The organism is Mesorhizobium sp. P3_A10 (genome assembly GCF_056403175.1).
This window is the reverse complement of record NZ_JBFUFZ010000001.1, coordinates 188,551-203,129: the sequence shown is the minus strand read 5'-3', so window position 1 is coordinate 203,129 and position 14,579 is coordinate 188,551. Positions and strand designations below refer to the sequence as shown.

At 63.3% G+C, this 14,579-nt stretch carries 14 protein-coding genes and 1 other RNA gene; 8 read left to right on the top strand and 7 right to left on the bottom strand.

Features of this window, described 5'->3' with window-relative positions; all coding sequences use genetic code 11:
* The first annotated feature begins 49 nt into the window (after positions 1–49).
* On the top strand, positions 50–3,997 hold the full coding sequence (locus AC1DXU_RS01005) for an AsmA family protein (RefSeq protein WP_477363197.1): 3,948 nt from the start codon (positions 50–52) through the stop codon (positions 3,995–3,997).
* Here the strand turns inward: AC1DXU_RS01005 and AC1DXU_RS01000 are convergent.
* The 4 genes from AC1DXU_RS01000 to AC1DXU_RS00985 all read right to left on the bottom strand — a co-directional run bounded on the left by AC1DXU_RS01000 (position 3,994) and on the right by AC1DXU_RS00985 (position 5,853).
* Complete coding sequence (locus AC1DXU_RS01000) at positions 3,994–4,218, bottom strand: ribbon-helix-helix domain-containing protein (protein ID WP_477363195.1); 225 nt, start codon at positions 4,216–4,218, stop codon at positions 3,994–3,996. The two genes, AC1DXU_RS01005 and AC1DXU_RS01000, sit on opposite strands and share 4 nt — an antisense overlap.
* Before the next feature lie 70 nt (positions 4,219–4,288).
* On the bottom strand, positions 4,289–4,480 hold the full coding sequence (locus AC1DXU_RS00995) for a DUF4169 family protein (protein WP_477363192.1): 192 nt from the start codon (positions 4,478–4,480) through the stop codon (positions 4,289–4,291).
* Between the two features lie 23 nt (positions 4,481–4,503).
* Positions 4,504–5,046 (bottom strand): SspB family protein, encoded by a 543-nt coding sequence (locus AC1DXU_RS00990; RefSeq protein WP_477363188.1) that lies wholly within the window; start codon positions 5,044–5,046, stop codon positions 4,504–4,506.
* Positions 5,047–5,166: 120 nt separating this feature from the next.
* The gene (locus AC1DXU_RS00985; RefSeq protein ID WP_477363185.1) at positions 5,167–5,853 is read right to left on the bottom strand and encodes a TetR/AcrR family transcriptional regulator; all 687 of its coding nucleotides are present in this window, start codon (positions 5,851–5,853) and stop codon (positions 5,167–5,169) included.
* Positions 5,854–6,064: 211 nt separating this feature from the next.
* Between AC1DXU_RS00985 and AC1DXU_RS00980 the strand changes: the two genes are divergently transcribed.
* Entirely contained in the window at positions 6,065–7,270 is a 1,206-nt protein-coding gene (locus AC1DXU_RS00980; RefSeq protein ID WP_477363182.1) for a multidrug effflux MFS transporter, read from the top strand.
* Between the two features lie 46 nt (positions 7,271–7,316).
* Here AC1DXU_RS00980 and AC1DXU_RS00975 read toward each other — a convergent pair whose 3' ends face one another.
* Complete coding sequence (locus AC1DXU_RS00975; RefSeq protein ID WP_477363179.1) at positions 7,317–8,732, bottom strand: aminotransferase-like domain-containing protein; 1,416 nt, start codon at positions 8,730–8,732, stop codon at positions 7,317–7,319.
* Between the two features lie 104 nt (positions 8,733–8,836).
* On the opposite strand from AC1DXU_RS00975, the gene AC1DXU_RS00970 reads away from it, so the two are divergent.
* Complete coding sequence (locus tag AC1DXU_RS00970) at positions 8,837–9,700, top strand: DMT family transporter (RefSeq protein ID WP_477363176.1); 864 nt, start codon at positions 8,837–8,839, stop codon at positions 9,698–9,700.
* 60 nt (positions 9,701–9,760) lie between these two features.
* Here the strand turns inward: AC1DXU_RS00970 and ssrA are convergent.
* Positions 9,761–10,120, bottom strand: a transfer-messenger RNA (tmRNA) gene (gene ssrA / locus AC1DXU_RS00965).
* 180 nt (positions 10,121–10,300) lie between these two features.
* On the opposite strand from ssrA, the gene AC1DXU_RS00960 reads away from it, so the two are divergent.
* On the top strand, positions 10,301–10,612 hold the full coding sequence (locus AC1DXU_RS00960) for a DUF2853 family protein (protein ID WP_477312074.1): 312 nt from the start codon (positions 10,301–10,303) through the stop codon (positions 10,610–10,612).
* A gap of 101 nt (positions 10,613–10,713) precedes the next feature.
* On the top strand, positions 10,714–11,508 hold the full coding sequence (locus AC1DXU_RS00955; RefSeq protein WP_477363173.1) for a thymidylate synthase: 795 nt from the start codon (positions 10,714–10,716) through the stop codon (positions 11,506–11,508).
* Positions 11,509–11,525: 17 nt separating this feature from the next.
* Here the strand turns inward: AC1DXU_RS00955 and AC1DXU_RS00950 are convergent, their stop codons facing one another.
* Complete coding sequence (locus AC1DXU_RS00950) at positions 11,526–11,735, bottom strand: TOBE domain-containing protein (protein ID WP_477363170.1); 210 nt, start codon at positions 11,733–11,735, stop codon at positions 11,526–11,528.
* A gap of 174 nt (positions 11,736–11,909) precedes the next feature.
* Between AC1DXU_RS00950 and modA the strand changes: the two genes are divergently transcribed.
* The 3 genes from modA to modC are packed head-to-tail and all read left to right on the top strand — an operon-like array spanning position 11,910 to position 14,536.
* Entirely contained in the window at positions 11,910–12,707 is a 798-nt protein-coding gene (gene modA / locus AC1DXU_RS00945) for a molybdate ABC transporter substrate-binding protein (RefSeq protein ID WP_477363167.1), read from the top strand.
* Between the two features lie 15 nt (positions 12,708–12,722).
* Positions 12,723–13,427: a molybdate ABC transporter permease subunit gene (gene modB, locus AC1DXU_RS00940; RefSeq protein WP_477363164.1), complete on the top strand. Its 705-nt coding sequence runs from the start codon at positions 12,723–12,725 to the stop codon at positions 13,425–13,427.
* The gene (gene modC, locus AC1DXU_RS00935; protein WP_477363162.1) at positions 13,424–14,536 is read left to right on the top strand and encodes a molybdenum ABC transporter ATP-binding protein; all 1,113 of its coding nucleotides are present in this window, start codon (positions 13,424–13,426) and stop codon (positions 14,534–14,536) included. Before modB ends, modC begins: the two co-directional genes overlap by 4 nt.
* Positions 14,537–14,579: the final 43 nt, after the last annotated feature.

The following is a 14,579-nucleotide window of genomic DNA, read 5'->3' as shown; positions in this document are numbered from 1 at the left end:
CTGATGCGGGTAGAGTGCGGCTGGTTTTCAACCAACCCAACTGGAGCTGATGCTCGCACGCCTGTTCGTGATCTTCGGTGGTCTTTTGGTGCTGGTGCTGTGTGCGGCGCTGGTGGTGCCGTATTTTATCGACTGGACCGGCTACCGCGCAGAGTTCGAACGCGAGGCGAGCGCCGTCCTGGGCCGCAAGGTCACCGTCGAGGGTGACGCGACGGCGCGGCTGTTGCCGTTTCCCTCGGTGACGTTTTCGAACGTCACCGTCGCCGGCGGTCCGGGCGGCCAGCCGGCAATGACCGTCGAGACGTTTTCGATGGATGCGGAACTGGCGCCCTTCCTGCGCGGCGAGGTGCTGATCTTCGACATGCGGCTGGTGCGGCCGAAGGCGACCATCGACATCGCCGCCGACGGCACCGTCGACTGGGCGATGCGGCCGTCCTCGCCCTTCGACCTCAACCAGATCTCGATCGAGAAGCTGACGGTGACGGAAGGAGAGATTGCGTTGAGCCATGCCGCCGGCGGGCGCAGCCATCTCATTTCCGAGATCAATTCGACGATCTCGGCCAAGTCGCTGGCCGGGCCATGGCGGATGGATGGATCACTGCGGCTCGACGGGTTGCGCACCGCGATCACCGCTTCCACCGGCAAGGCCGACGGCACCGGGCAGATGCGGCTCCGGCTCAAGGCCGATCCGGATGCCTATCCAGTGATCATCGAGAGCGACGGTAATGCCGGTATCGTCAAGGGGGCCGCGGTCTATTCGGGCCAGTTCAAGATTTCAGGCGCCGACAAGAATTCGGCTGCGCTGCGCGGCACCGATGGCGAAACGGTCAAGGTCAGCGCCGGCAAGCCAGATCCTGGCTTCCGGTTGAACGGCAAGTTTTCGCTCGACCACCAGAAACTCGGTGTCGATGAATTCCGCTTCGAGACCGGGCCGCTCGACAATCCCTATACCGCCGACGGCAAGGCAAGCGTCGACCTTGGGCTGAAGCCGCGCTTTTCGATCGAGGCCAATGGCGCGCAGGTGCAGTTCGACGAAGCAGTGGGGGCCGCGGCCGGCGCCGGGCTGACGCTGTCCAAGCGCGTCGCAGCACTTGAGCAGGCGCTGCTCGATTTGCCGAAGCCGAGCATACCCGGCACCGTCGAGGTCAAGCTGCCGGCGGTGGTGGCCGGCGACACGACGGTTCGCGACGTGCATCTTTCCGCCGAACCGACCGATGGCGGCTGGTCGGTGAAGTCGCTCGCCGCGACGCTGCCCGGCCGCGCCACGCTGGAAGCCAATGGCATGCTCAGCGTCGAGGAAAACTTCAACTTCACCGGCTCGCTGCTGCTGGCCGTGGCGCAACCTTCCGGCTTTGCCGCCTGGCTGTCGAAGGATGTCGACGAGGCGATCCGCCTGCTGCCCGCCGCCGGCTTCAAGGCCAAGGTCGATCTCTCAGAGAAGCGCCAGGCCTTCAGCGATCTCGAACTCATCCTCGGCAAGGCGAAATTTTCCGGCCGCATCGATTCCAGCCAGCCCGACGATGCCAAGCCGTCGGTGCTGATGCGGCTGCAAGGCGGCGAACTCGACGTCGATGGTCTGGCGGCCTTTGCCTCGATCTTCGTCAGCGACAAGGGCGCCAACCGTTTTTCCGACCGCGATCTCGATTTCCAGATCAAGGCGGGGCCGGTCAGTGCCGGCGGGTTGACCGCCGATACAGTCGATACGGCGTTGAGACTGCGTGACGGTCTGCTCGAAATCGACCGGCTTTCGCTCGGCGGGCTGGCTGGCGCTTCGATCAGCGCCACCGGCCGGATCAAGGATTTTCCGGAGAGCCCGACGGGCAAGCTCGATGCCTCCGTGGTCGCTGTCGACCTCAAGCCGTTGATCGATGTGGCCGCGCAGCACTATCCCGACAACGCCATGCTAAAGGGGCTCTCGGCGCGCTCGGCGGCGTACCCCGACCTGTTCCAGGACGCGCGCATCGATCTGGTGGCAAGTGCCGCCGACAATGGTGACGGCACCACGGGGCTCGCGGTCAGCGGGCAAGGCAAGGCCGGTGGCTCGGCTTTTTCGGCGTCGCTGTCCGGCAAGGGGGCGCCCGATCGGCTTCTCGATGCGCCGCTGGCACTGACCTTCAATGCCAAAAACCCTGACGCCACGGTACTGATGGCGCTCTATGGTTTTCCGGCGCTGCCGCTTGGCATGCTCGGTCAGGCAACCACGGATGTCTCGGCCAAAGGCACGCTTGGCGGCGGCCTGGCGACGAGCGTCAGTCTTGCCGCCGACGACTTCAAGGCCGGCTTCGACGGGACTGTCGCCGACACGCCGCAAGGGGCCACCGCCAAGGGCAAGGTCAGCCTCGAGGCCACCGACATCGAGCCATGGCTGATGACGGCCGGCGTCGGGCTGCCGGGCATGGGGGCAGGCATGTCGACGTCGCTTACGGCCGATGCCGATTTCGGCAATGGCCTGCTGGTGCTCAGCGGGCTCAGCGGCGCCATCAACGAAGCGGCGGTTGCCGGTGACCTCAACATCGATGTGAAGGACGGGCTGCCGCATCTTGCCGGCGCGCTGACGCTCGACGAACTGGACCTCGACCCGATGGCGGTGACGCTATTCGGCGACCAGGCTTTCCTTGGTGAAGGCGGGGCCTGGCCGACGGCGCCTTTCAGCCAGAAGTCCAGCCTGCCGTTCACCGCCGACCTCGACCTGACCACGGCGGCCCTTGCCGCCGGCTCGTTCGCCTCAGCCTACGACGCGGCCTTTACGCTGAAGCTGGACCAGGAAGGCATTCGCGTTTCGGACCTCAAGGCCAAGCTCCTGGGTGGTGCGCTGACTGGGCTGTTCGAATTGAAGAACACTGACGGCACCGGGCTTTTCACCGGTCAGATGAAACTGTCGAGCGCAGATCTGGCCACCGTGCTGCCGGACGCCGGAATGACGGGAAGCGGTGATTTCTCCACGTCGCTTTCGACCAGCGGCAAATCGGTCGATGGCATGGTGGCGGCGTTGTCCGGCTCCGGCACGGCAGTGCTGAAAGGCCTGATCATTGCCGGCGTCAATCCTGATGCCTTCGGCGCCTTCATTGCCAAGGCCGATGCGATCGGACGGGATATCGATGCCGCCAGGACCGCGGATTTTGCGCCGCAGATTGCAGGGGATGGCAGCTTTCCGGCGCAGGACACGGATGTTGCCTTCGCGATTGCCGGCGGCATGCTCAGGGCACCGCCGGTCAAACTCGAAAATCCGCAGGCGACCTTGTCCGCCGACGTCACAGCGGACCTGAATGCCGGCACCGTCGCAGCAAAGGGATCGATCGCCTACAGGCCCGGCGACGAGGCGCTGGTCGGCTCCGAACCGACGATGAATTTCAGCGTAGACGGACCACTCGGCGCGGCGAAACGTCAGTTCGACAGCGAACCGCTGGCGCAGTTCCTGACCCAGCGTGCGCTGGAGAAGGAACAGCAGCGGGTCGAGGCGATGCAGGCGGCACTGCTTGAAAAGCAGCGGCTGCGGCGCGAGGTGCGTTATTACGCGGCGCTGCAAACCGAGCGCGACAGAGCGGCCGAGGAATTGCGCAAGCAGGAGGAGGCGGCGCGGTTGCAGGCTGAAGCGGACGCCAGGGCGAAAGCGGAAGCCGAAGCCAAGGCTCAGGCCGAGGCCGACGCAAAGGCCAAGGCCGACGCCGAAGCAAAGGCTGCGGCCGAGGCGAAAGCCCAGGCGGAAGCAGACGCAAAGGCCAAGGCGGATGCCGATGCAAAGGCTCAGGCCGAGCAGCAGGCTGCCGAGGAAGCAGCGAAGGCTGAAGAGCAGGAGCGCAAGAAGGCGGAAGATGCGATGCGCATTGCGTCGCAGGAAAAGGCCAAGCTCGAAGCTGAACGCAAGGCTGCGGAGCAGGCGCCAAAGGTCGACCGGTCGCTCCCCGGCGTCAACGACAATCCACCGCCGGCCCCGCCGAAGCCGAAGGCCAACCCGTTCTCGGTCGACAATCTGCTGAAGTCGCTGGGTGGCGGCTAGGCTCCCATCCCGCGCTTTGCCCAGTCCAGCACATAGAGCCTGAGCGCCGAGGACAGGTTGGCGTCGCGTGGACGGGTTTCGTCGATTTCAGCGACCAGCGCCGCCAATGTCAGTTTTCGCGCAGCCGCGATGATGACGAGGTCGTCGTAAAACGGCTTTTCAAGCGAATAGCTGGTGCGGTGGCCGCGAATGGTGACCGAACGTTTTTCGACCGGGCTCACATTCGCTCCTGTCTCTTTGTTCAAGCATCGGATTTTTCCGAAAACCGCTGAACACTTTTCGGCTCGATGCCTAGTCCGGGTCGGCGGACTTGTCGCGACGATGGCCGGCGACGAACTTTTCGGCCTTGTCGGCGCTCAGGCGGTCACGCTCGCGCTCGGCCTTGGTGCGGCCGTGCAGTGCCCGGTTCTGGCTGGCCAGACGGTCCTTCTCAATCCGCGTCTTCTGCTTGCGCGCCTGGCGAAGATTGACGATGTCGGCCATCTCTTTCGCGACGACCCGTCAGGTCACTTCTTGCGGAAGGCGTCGAGCGAGACGACATCGGCGCCCTTGCCGGCGGCGGCGTCGGCCACGGCAGCCTTCTTTTCGGCCTCGGCGGCAGCCTTCTTCTTCGTCTCCGGCTTTTTCTCGGTGACGATGGCGAGCGGCTCTGGAGCAGGCTTGGCCGTTGGTTCGTCCTCCGCGGGCGTGTCCGTCTTGACGTCGAATTCGAGTTCGAAGTTGACGGACGGGTCGTAAAAGCCGCGCACGGCCGAGAACGGGATTTCCAGCTTTTCCGGCACGTCGGAGAAGGACAGGCCCACTTCGAAGCCTGTATCGGTCACTTTCAGGTCCCAGTACTGGAACTGGATGACGATGGTCATCTGTTCGGGATAGCGCTCGCGCAGGCGCGAAGACACGCGTACGCCCGGTGCCCCGGTGAGGAAGGTGATGAAGAAATGATGGTTGCCTGGCAGGCCGGTGCGCGCGACCTCGGCCAGGACCTTGCGCATGACGCCGCGCAACGCCTCCTGGGCCAGAATGTCGTAGCGGATGTGGTCGTCGGCCATGTGGCGGTCGGGTTCCGTTGAATCGTCCGCATAGCTGTAATCAAGCTTGAGGGCGGCGTAAACCGGATATAGCGCTCGACTTCGCAGATGCGAGGGGATGATGCCTGCGAGTTTGATCGCTCAGGCGCCGGCAAGGGCGCTGTGTTTGTCGGCGCGGACCGCCTGCCGCTTGCCGAAAGCGCGCAGGAACGTGCGCACGCCGTTGGTTGCGGACTGCAGAACCTCATCATCGCCAGGCGAGCCGCCGAGCATGAAGGTTGTCTGCAGTTCGGCGTTGGCCAGCGCCAGGAACTGGCGCGCCGCGACATCGGGATCGTCGATCGTCAGGTGCCCGGCATGGGCGAGGCGGGCGAAACGGGCGGCAAGTGCGGGCCATGTCCTGCCTGGCCCCTGGTCGCGCCACTCGGCAAAAAGCTCGGGATAGCGCTCGCCTTCGGTCTGGATCAGCTTGCGCAGGAATTTTCCATCGCGGTTGCAGATGCAATTTCGGTTCATGCGCACCGCAAAGCCGATCAGGTCGGCCTCGAGATCCCTGGGCTGGTCGGGGAAGCTGGCGAAGGTGGCGAAAATGCCGGCATTGCAGCGCTCGGTGAGATCGCGCACGACGGCAACGAACAGCCTCTCCTTGTCGCCATGATGATTGTAGACGGTCTGGCGCGAGACACCGGCCTCGACCGCGATCAGGTCAATATTGGCACCGGCAAAGCCTTCCCGGCAAAACACCGAGGCTGCAGCATCAACAATCGATGTGCGCTTGGCCTCATGGCCGCGTGGCGGGAAAATGTCAGGAGTGACGTGCAGCTTCATCAAAATCTATATAGAGGTGATTGACGAATTAGACAAGACTGTCTAAATTTGTGGACATAACACAAAGAGATTTCGCTCCGGAGAGACGAACAGAAGTCGCTCTTGGAGAGACGAATCTATTCGCTCTGGAGTCGGAATTTCACGGGATGGAACGTCCTAAGGTTGGACGCCGCTCTGCGGTGGCAACCAGAATTTGAAAGAAGCCATTATCATGAGTCCCAAATTCCTCCGCATCGCGGTCGTGCTCGGTTTGTTGTCCGCCATCGGCCCCTTCGCCATCGACATGTATCTGCCTGCGCTGCCCTCGATCGGCGAGGATCTGCACGCCGGCACCGCGGCCGTGCAGATGAGCCTGTTGATCTTTTTTCTGTCCATGGGCTTTGGCCAGATTGTCGTCGGGCCGATCTCCGACATGGTCGGCCGCAAGCTGCCGCTCTATGGCGGCCTCGTGCTGTTCATGATCGGTGGCATCGGCTCGGCAATGGCGCCGACCATCGAGTGGCTGATCGCCTTCCGCTTCCTGCAGGGCCTTGGCGCCAGCGCCGGCATGGCGGTGCCGCGCGCCATCGTGCGCGACCTTCATACCGGCACTGAGGCCGCCAAGCTGATGTCCTTGCTGATGCTGGTGTTTTCAGTGTCGCCGATCCTGGCGCCGCTGACCGGCAGCCAGATCATCGAGAATTTCGGCTGGCGCGCCGTGTTCTGGACGGTGACCGGTGCGGCGCTGCTCGCCACCATTCTGCTCGCGACCTCTCTCAAGGAGACACGGCCGGTGGAAGAACGCGTCGGTTCGTCCTTCGGCACCGCGCTTGCCGGTTACCGTTTGCTGATGGGCGACCGCAACTTCCTGGGCCTGGTGGCGATCGCCGGCTTCGGCATTGCCAGCTTCTTCGTCTACCTCTCGAGCTCGTCCTTCATCCTGATCGACCATTATGGGCTGTCGCCTTCGGTCTACAGCGTGTTCTTCTCGATCAACGCCGTTGCCTTCATCGGCATGTCGCAGCTGACCGGATTGCTGGCCGAGCGCTTTGGGCTGCGGCGCGTGGTGCGGGTCGCGGTGACCGGCTATGCGACGACGATGGTGGTGCTGTTTGCGGTGATGGCAACCGGCGTCGACCGGCTCGACGTGATGGCGGCGCTGCTGTTTGTCGGCTACGGCTTCCTCGGCCTCGTCATCCCGACCACGTCGGTGCTGGCCATGGAAGAGCATGGCGAGATCGCCGGCACGGCGTCGGCGCTGATGGGCACGCTGCACTTCGCCATCGGTGCGGTCGCCATGGGTGTCGCCGGTGTGTTCTTCGACGGCACACCGCTGCCGATGGTGGCCGGCATCACGCTTTGCGCGGTTATCTCGTTCACGCTGGCGAAAGTGACGCTTGGCCGTTCGCGCGACGCCGTTGAAGCGCCGGCAGAATAAGCAACACCACCGAGATCGAAAAAGGCCGGGTCAGTCCCGGCCTTTTTCATGCGCGCATTTCACCTTGCATCGCCCTTTCAAGCACCGAGAAGATGCGCGGATCCGATGATTGCGCAACGTTGAAGCGCAGAAACCCGGTGGCGGATTGCGCCAAGCTGAAGGCGTTTCCCGGCGCCAGCACAATGTTTTCAGCCAATGCCCGCCGCGCAATATCGGCGGCGTCCAGACCCTCGGGCAGCGTGCACCACAGGAACATGCCGCTCCTGGGCTCGATCCATGGCTTGATGCCCATGGCCTTCAACCGCGCGCCCGTTTCCGCCATGGCGCGGGACAGGCGATCGCGCAGGCCGTTGATATGTTTGCGGTAGGTTCCATCCCGGAGAATGCCAAGGACAAGCTCGGCGGCAATCGGGCCGCCGCCGAATGAGGTGGCGATTTTCAGGTCGATCAGCCCGTCGGTCCAGTCGCGCCGCGCGGCGATGAAGCCGCACCGCGTCGCCGCCGACAGCGTCTTGGAAAAACTGCCGATGTGGATGACCCGGTCGAGCCCGTCAAACGCGGCCAGACGCGGCGCCGGCTCATGCTCGAAGTCGGCGAAAATATCGTCCTCGATAATGGTCAGCCCCGATTGCTCGGCGAGCTTCAGCAGCCGGTGCGCGGTGACAGGCGAGAGCGTCGCCCCGGTCGGATTGTGGATCGCCGAATTGGTGATGTAGAGGCGCGGCCGATGCTCGCTCAGCGCTTGGCCGAACAGCTCCATGTCGGGGCCGGAAGGCGTGTAGGGAACGCTGACGACCTTGGCGCGATGGGCGCGCAGCAAGGCAAGAAAATTGAAATAGCAGGGGTCGTCGACAAGCACGGTGTCGCCCGGCTCGAGCAGGAACCGGCACAGCAGGTCAATCGCCTGCGTGCCGGATTCAGTCAGCATGATCTGGTCGGGTGCTGCCTCGATGCCGCGCTCCGCCATGCGCCGCGATAGAAGCTGGCGCAGCGGCAGAAGGCCAAGCGGCGTGCCGTAGTCGGTCAAAGCAGTCGCATCGGCACGGGCAAGGCCGCGCAGCGACCGGCGCAAATCGGCTTGCGGCATCCATGCGGCGGGCAGCCATCCGCAGCCCGGCTTCATTGTGTCGCCGCCGGCTTCCAGCGATTGCCGCGACACCCAGAACGGATCCACCGCGCGATCCAGGCGCGGACCGATTTCGGCGAGAGCCAGCGGCGGCAGGTGGCCGGCGACATAGAAACCCGAACCGCGCCGCGACTGGACGACGCCTTCGGCGACGAGCCGGTCATAGGCTTCGACCACGGTCGACTTCGAAACGTCCATGACTTTGGCAAAGCCACGGATGGATGGCAGCTTTGCGCCCGGTGCCAGCGTTCGTCCGACGATGCGTTGCCGAATCGCTGCCATGACGCGCTCGACAAGCGTGCCGGCATCGTTCGGACTATCCAGCCTGGTGTCCATCCGTACTGCTCCTGCAGCCATTACAGTTTGCTAAAACTGTCATGCACTGTCTCTTAGAAATCGGCTCGACGCAACCGATACTGGCGACGAACAGGACAGGTGTGATGGACAAGGCGACCAGCGGCTGGATCAACGGCTTTCTCGGGGTGCTGATCTTCAGCGGATCGTTGCCGGCGACACGGGTGGCGGTGGCCGCCTTCGACCCGGTGTTCCTCACCGCTGCCCGCGCGGGCATCGCCGGCGTGCTGGCACTCTGTCTGTTGCTGGCTTTCCGCGAGAAGTGGCCGGGAGCAGGCGATGTCGTTTCACTGATCGTCGTCGCGCTTGGCGTCGTCGTCGGTTTTCCTCTGCTGACGGCGCTGGCGCTCAAGCATGTCACCTCGGCGCATTCTATTGTCTTCATCGGCCTGCTGCCACTGGCGACGGCGATTTTCGGGTTGATACGCGGCGGCGAGCGGCCGCGTCCGGCCTTCTGGCTGTTCTCATGCCTCGGCAGCAGCCTTGTTGCCGGATTTGCACTAACGCAGAGTTCTTCTGTGTCGCCGGTCGGCGACATGCTGATGCTCGCGGCCGTCGTCGTTTGTGGTCTTGGCTATGCCGAAGGCGCAAAGCTGTCGCGGACGCTCGGCGGCTGGCAGGTGATTTCCTGGGCGCTGGTTATCTCGTTGCCGATCATGGCAACGCTGGCCATCTTCATCATGCCAAATTCGTTCGCGGGAACGGGGCAGGCGGCCTGGATCGGTCTTGCCTACGTCTCCCTGTTCAGCATGCTGATCGGCTTTATCTTCTGGTACAGGGGGCTTGCCCAGGGCGGCATTGCCGCCGTCGGGCAATTGCAGCTGCTGCAGCCGTTTTTCGGACTGACGCTCGCTGGGACCTTACTGCATGAAGCCGTGAGTTGGGCCATGGTCGCCGTCACTGCCGCGGTGGTCCTCTGTGTCGCCGGCGCCAAACGCTTCGCCAAATGATGCATGCCGCTCCGAAATGGCTTCGGGCCGCAGCGAAAACACGTGAGGAGAGGGGGGAGAAGTGGAGGTTTCTGTTGCCAGGTACCTCCGAACCCCGCCTAGAAGTGCGAACCTCTAGGGCTTGAATTGAAGCTATCGCACCGCTTACGCGGCGAGACGTGCTTCCGCATAGTTGTCATTTGCAACTACAGGTTTAGCCCGATGACGGTGGTACCATGCCGGGCAAAAGTACGATCTTTACACCTTCGTCGATCCTATTTCGCCCCCATCAACAGCCGCCCTAAATGACAGAGCGGTTCTTGGTGGAGGCGCCGGGTACCGCCCCCGGGTCCGAACGGCTTATTTCATCGCCCATTTATCGCCATAGTCGGTCAAGCCGACAAAACGAATATAGGGGTGCATCGCAAAAAATGAAAGGCCGCATTGATGCTTTGTGCCCGCGTCAAACTGTGCCCCAAACGGCGACACGAAGGGTTGACTTGCAAACGGTCTCAACCGAAGCTTTGCGGTGGTGAGGAGTTGACGACCTAGCGCACAAGTTGCGGCAGCGCGCCACAGCCCTCATCGATCGGATCCGTGGCGCCGACGTGGGGAAATCTGATGGCCGACTATCTCGCAGACGTGAAGAAATACGACGCCGCGGCAAGCGCCGACGCGGTCGCCAAGATCGTCAAGCACCTGGGCATCGCGCTCAGGAACCGCGATTCCTCGCTGGTGTCCTGCACCGATCCCAAGGAACTCGATCGCGTCAAGGCGGGTTGGGTTTCCAAGAAGCTCGGCATCACCGACGGCAGCAAGGCCGATGCCTCGATCGAAAAGGTCTGCAAGGCGATGGCGGCCGACAACACCAAGAGCCGGGTGACCTTCTACTATCTGGTCGCCAAGGACCTGGGCAAGCTCGGCTCCCTCTGACGAACACCCTATAAGATGCAGACGCCGGCGCGAATTTCGCGCCTGCTTCTGTTGCCGGATTCGGCTATGATCACCGGCAACCCCGAATCGAGGCGAAACCGATGCGCCAATATCTCGACCTGTTGAAGCATGTGCTGGAAAACGGCGCCGATCGCGGCGACCGCACCGGCACCGGCACACGTGGCGTGTTCGGCTACCAGATGCGCTTCGACCTGGCGCGCGGCTTTCCGGTCACCACCACCAAGAAGCTGCACCTGAAGTCGATCGTGCATGAGCTTTTGTGGTTCCTGGCCGGCGACACCAACATCAAATACCTGACCGACCACGGCGTTTCCATCTGGGACGAATGGGCCGACGAGAACGGCGACCTTGGTCCTGTCTATGGCAAACAGTGGCGCTCCTGGCCGGATGGCCATGGCGGCGGGATCGACCAGATTGCGAACCTTCTCAAGGAGATACGCAAAAACCCTAATTCGCGCAGGCTGATCGTTTCGGCCTGGAACCCGGCCGAGGTGGAAGCGATGGCGCTGCCGCCCTGCCACTGCCTGTTCCAGTTCTATGTCTCGGAGGGCAAGCTCTCCTGCCAGCTTTACCAGCGTTCCGCCGACATCTTTCTCGGCGTGCCGTTCAACATCGCTTCCTACGCGCTGCTGACGCTGATGGTGGCGCAAGTGACCGGGCTGAAGCCGGGTGATTTCATCCATACGCTCGGCGACGCGCATCTCTACTCGAACCATTTCGAACAGGCGCGCGAACAGTTGCGGCGCACGCCCAAGGCGCTGCCGACGCTATGGATCAATCCCGACGTGAAGGATCTTTTTGCTTTCCGCTTCGAGGATTTCCGGCTCGAGAATTACCTCGCCGACGCGACGATCAAGGCGCCGATCGCGGTTTAGGCCGCAGCAGGCTCCGATCAGTCAATGCCGACCATGACGTCCGACGCCTTGATCACGGCATAGGCCTGCTTGCCCTTTTCGAGCTTCAGATCGGCGACGGCCTCGTTGGTGATTGAGGCGGTGACGACGGCGCCGCCGCCAATGTCGATCCTGACATGCGAGGTGGTCGCTCCCTTGGCGATCTCGACGATCGTTCCCTTAAGGATGTTGCGGGCGCTGATTTTCATGGGGACGTCTCCTTCGATCTTTATTTCGCTGTATCCGATCGAAATCATCGCAGGCCGCGACAGCTTGAAAATACAATGGCGACGTGGAGCAAAAGCCTTCCCTTGTTATGTTCATCCGGATATATCGGTCGGCAGGCTGCGAGCCGATCGGATTTCAAACCCAGGGAGAGTTTCATGCTGACGCGCAAAGGTTTCGGATCGAGGGCGATTGCGATCGGTGGTTTTGCGGCCATGCTGGCGGCTGCCGTGCCGGCGGCGCATGCCGAAGACAAGGTCGTCGTTTTTGCCGCGGCGAGCCTCAAGGACGGCCTCGACGCCGTCAACAAGGCCTGCGAGGCCGATGTCGGCGAAGCGGCGACCATTTCCTATGCGGCAAGCTCGGCGCTGGCCAAGCAGATCGAGGGCGGCGCGCCGGCCGATGTCTTCATCTCGGCCGATCTCGACTGGATGAAATACCTCTCAGACAAGAAGCTGACCAAGCCTGACACCGAGGTGAAGCTGCTCGGCAACCAGATCGTGCTGGTGGCGCCGAAGGATTCGAAGGCCGAAACCAAGATCGAGAAAGGTTTCGACCTCGCCAAGCTGATTGGTGACGGCAAGCTTGCCATGGGCGATTTCAAGGCGGTGCCGGCCGGCAAATACGGCAAGGCCGCGCTTGAATCGCTTGGCGTCTGGTCCTCGGTCGAGGGCAAGGTGGCGCAGGCCGAGAATGTGCGCGCGGCACTCAAACTGGTCTCGACCGGCGAAGCCGCGCTCGGCATCGTCTACGCCACCGACGCGCATGCCGACAAAGGCGTGAAGGTGGTCGGCACCTTCCCCGAGGATTCGCATCCGCCGATCATCTATCCGGTTGCCCAGACGGCCGATTCCAAGGACAAGGATACGCCGGCATTCCTGAAGTGTCTTGAGTCCGCCAAGGCGGCCGAACTGTTCAAGGCACAGGGCTTCACGATCCTGGCGCCGAGCAACTAAGGCAACGCCTGACGCATGAACTGGCTGCTGGACCTCACTCCCGACGAATGGAATGCGGTCCGGCTGTCGATCAAGGTGGCGACGGTGGCGATGCTGGCCAGCCTGCCGCCGGGCATATTGATCGCGCTGGTGCTGGCCCGCGGCCAATTCTGGGGCAAGACCTTGCTCAACGGGCTGGTGCACCTGCCGCTGATCCTGCCGCCGGTAGTGACCGGTTATTTGCTGCTGCTGACCTTCGGCAAGCGTGGACCAGCAGGTGCGTTCTTGGCCGAACATTTCGGCATTGTCTTTTCATTTCGCTGGACGGGCGCCGCACTCGCCTGCGGCATCATGGGCTTTCCGCTGATGGTGCGGGCGATCCGGCTGTCGATCGAGGCGGTGGATCGCAAGCTGGAGGCGGCGGCCGGGACACTTGGCGCCAATCCTTTGTGGGTATTTGCCACCATCACGCTGCCGCTGATCCTGCCTGGCCTGATCGCCGGCGCCATCCTGTCGTTTGCCAAGGCGATGGGCGAGTTTGGTGCAACGATTACCTTCGTTTCCAATATTCCCAACGAGACGCAGACGCTGCCGTCGGCGATCTACACTTTTACGCAGGTGCCGGGCGGTGACGCCGGCGCGCTGCGGCTGACGTTGATCTCGATCGTCATCTCGATGGCGGCACTGGTCGCTTCGGAAGTGCTGGCGCGGCGCGTTGGCCGGCGGATGGACATCGAATGAGCGTTCTCGTCGACATCAGCCATCGCCTCGGCGATTTCGGCATCGACGCCCGCTTCGAGAGCGCCGGGCGGCTGATCGCGCTGTTCGGGCCCTCGGGCTCCGGCAAGACGACGCTGATCAACCTGATCGCCGGGCTGATCCGGCCGGACAAGGGCCGTATCGCTGTCGATGGCCGCGTGCTGGTCGATACGGATGCCGGCCTGTTCGTGCCCAAGCACAAGCGCCGGATCGGCATGGTGTTCCAGGACGCGCGGCTGTTCCCGCATCTGAGCGTCGCCGGTAATCTGCGCTACGGCCGCTGGTTCACGCCGACGGCGGAACGCTATGCGGACATCAATGCGGTGGTCGACCTGCTTGGGATCCGTCATCTGCTCGACCGGCGGCCGGCAAAGCTTTCCGGCGGCGAGAAACAGCGCGTGGCGATCGGCCGGGCGCTGCTGGCCAGTCCAAAACTGCTTTTGATGGACGAACCGCTGGCGTCGCTCGACGAAGCCCGCAGGGCCGAGATCCTGCCCTATATCGAGCGGCTGCGCGACGAGACGAAAATCCCGATCGTCTATGTCAGCCATTCCGTTGCCGAGGTGGCGCGGCTGGCGAGCGACGTGGTGGTGCTGGCGCACGGCCAGGTCGTGGCTTCCGGCCCGACCGGGGCGATCATGCAGCGGCTCGATCTGCTGCCGGCTGAGGAGCGCGGCGAGGGTGGTGCCGTGCTGGACACCAGCGTGCTGCGCCACGACGAGGCGTTCGGCATGACTGTGCTTGGCTCGGCAGCGGGCGAGATCCGCGTGCCGCGGCTGGCAATGGCGGCCGGTGCGCCGGTGCGCGTCCGTATCCGCGCCCGCGATGTGATGATCGCCACCGAGCAGCCGGTGGGGCTCAGCGCACTCAACATTTTGCCGGGCACCATCATTGCGATAAAGCCGGGCGAGGGGCCCGCGGTCGAAATCGGCATCGACTGCAATGGCGCCATCGTGCTTGCCCGCATCACCGAGCAGTCTCGGCAGGCGCTGAAATTGCGGCTCGGTGGAAAAGTCTTCGCGGTGGTCAAGACGGTGAGTTTTGACCGGGCGAATACCGGCGCCGGCCTGCCCGTCGAGGCCGACGGGTGACCAAAGGACAATAGCGCTATGTCGGTTTGGAATAGCGCTAGAA

Excerpts from the sequence above, each read along its gene's own strand:
- AC1DXU_RS00975 (WP_477363179.1), bottom strand. The coding sequence starts at position 8,732 with ATGGACACCAGGCTGGATAGTCCGAACGATGCCGGCACGCTTGTCGAG.
- AC1DXU_RS00985 (WP_477363185.1), bottom strand. The coding sequence starts at position 5,853 with ATGAAGCTGCACGTCACTCCTGACATTTTCCCGCCACGCGGCCATGAG.
- AC1DXU_RS00960 (WP_477312074.1), top strand. The coding sequence starts at position 10,301 with ATGGCCGACTATCTCGCAGACGTGAAGAAATACGACGCCGCGGCAAGC.
- AC1DXU_RS00990 (WP_477363188.1), bottom strand. The coding sequence starts at position 5,046 with ATGGCCGACGACCACATCCGCTACGACATTCTGGCCCAGGAGGCGTTG.
- modA (WP_477363167.1), top strand. The coding sequence starts at position 11,910 with ATGCTGACGCGCAAAGGTTTCGGATCGAGGGCGATTGCGATCGGTGGT.
- modC (WP_477363162.1), top strand. The coding sequence starts at position 13,424 with ATGAGCGTTCTCGTCGACATCAGCCATCGCCTCGGCGATTTCGGCATC.
- AC1DXU_RS01005 (WP_477363197.1), top strand. The coding sequence starts at position 50 with ATGCTCGCACGCCTGTTCGTGATCTTCGGTGGTCTTTTGGTGCTGGTG.
- AC1DXU_RS00970 (WP_477363176.1), top strand. The coding sequence starts at position 8,837 with ATGGACAAGGCGACCAGCGGCTGGATCAACGGCTTTCTCGGGGTGCTG.
- AC1DXU_RS00995 (WP_477363192.1), bottom strand. The coding sequence starts at position 4,480 with ATGGCCGACATCGTCAATCTTCGCCAGGCGCGCAAGCAGAAGACGCGG.
- AC1DXU_RS00980 (WP_477363182.1), top strand. The coding sequence starts at position 6,065 with ATGAGTCCCAAATTCCTCCGCATCGCGGTCGTGCTCGGTTTGTTGTCC.
- modB (WP_477363164.1), top strand. The coding sequence starts at position 12,723 with ATGAACTGGCTGCTGGACCTCACTCCCGACGAATGGAATGCGGTCCGG.
- AC1DXU_RS00955 (WP_477363173.1), top strand. The coding sequence starts at position 10,714 with ATGCGCCAATATCTCGACCTGTTGAAGCATGTGCTGGAAAACGGCGCC.
- AC1DXU_RS00950 (WP_477363170.1), bottom strand. The coding sequence starts at position 11,735 with ATGAAAATCAGCGCCCGCAACATCCTTAAGGGAACGATCGTCGAGATC.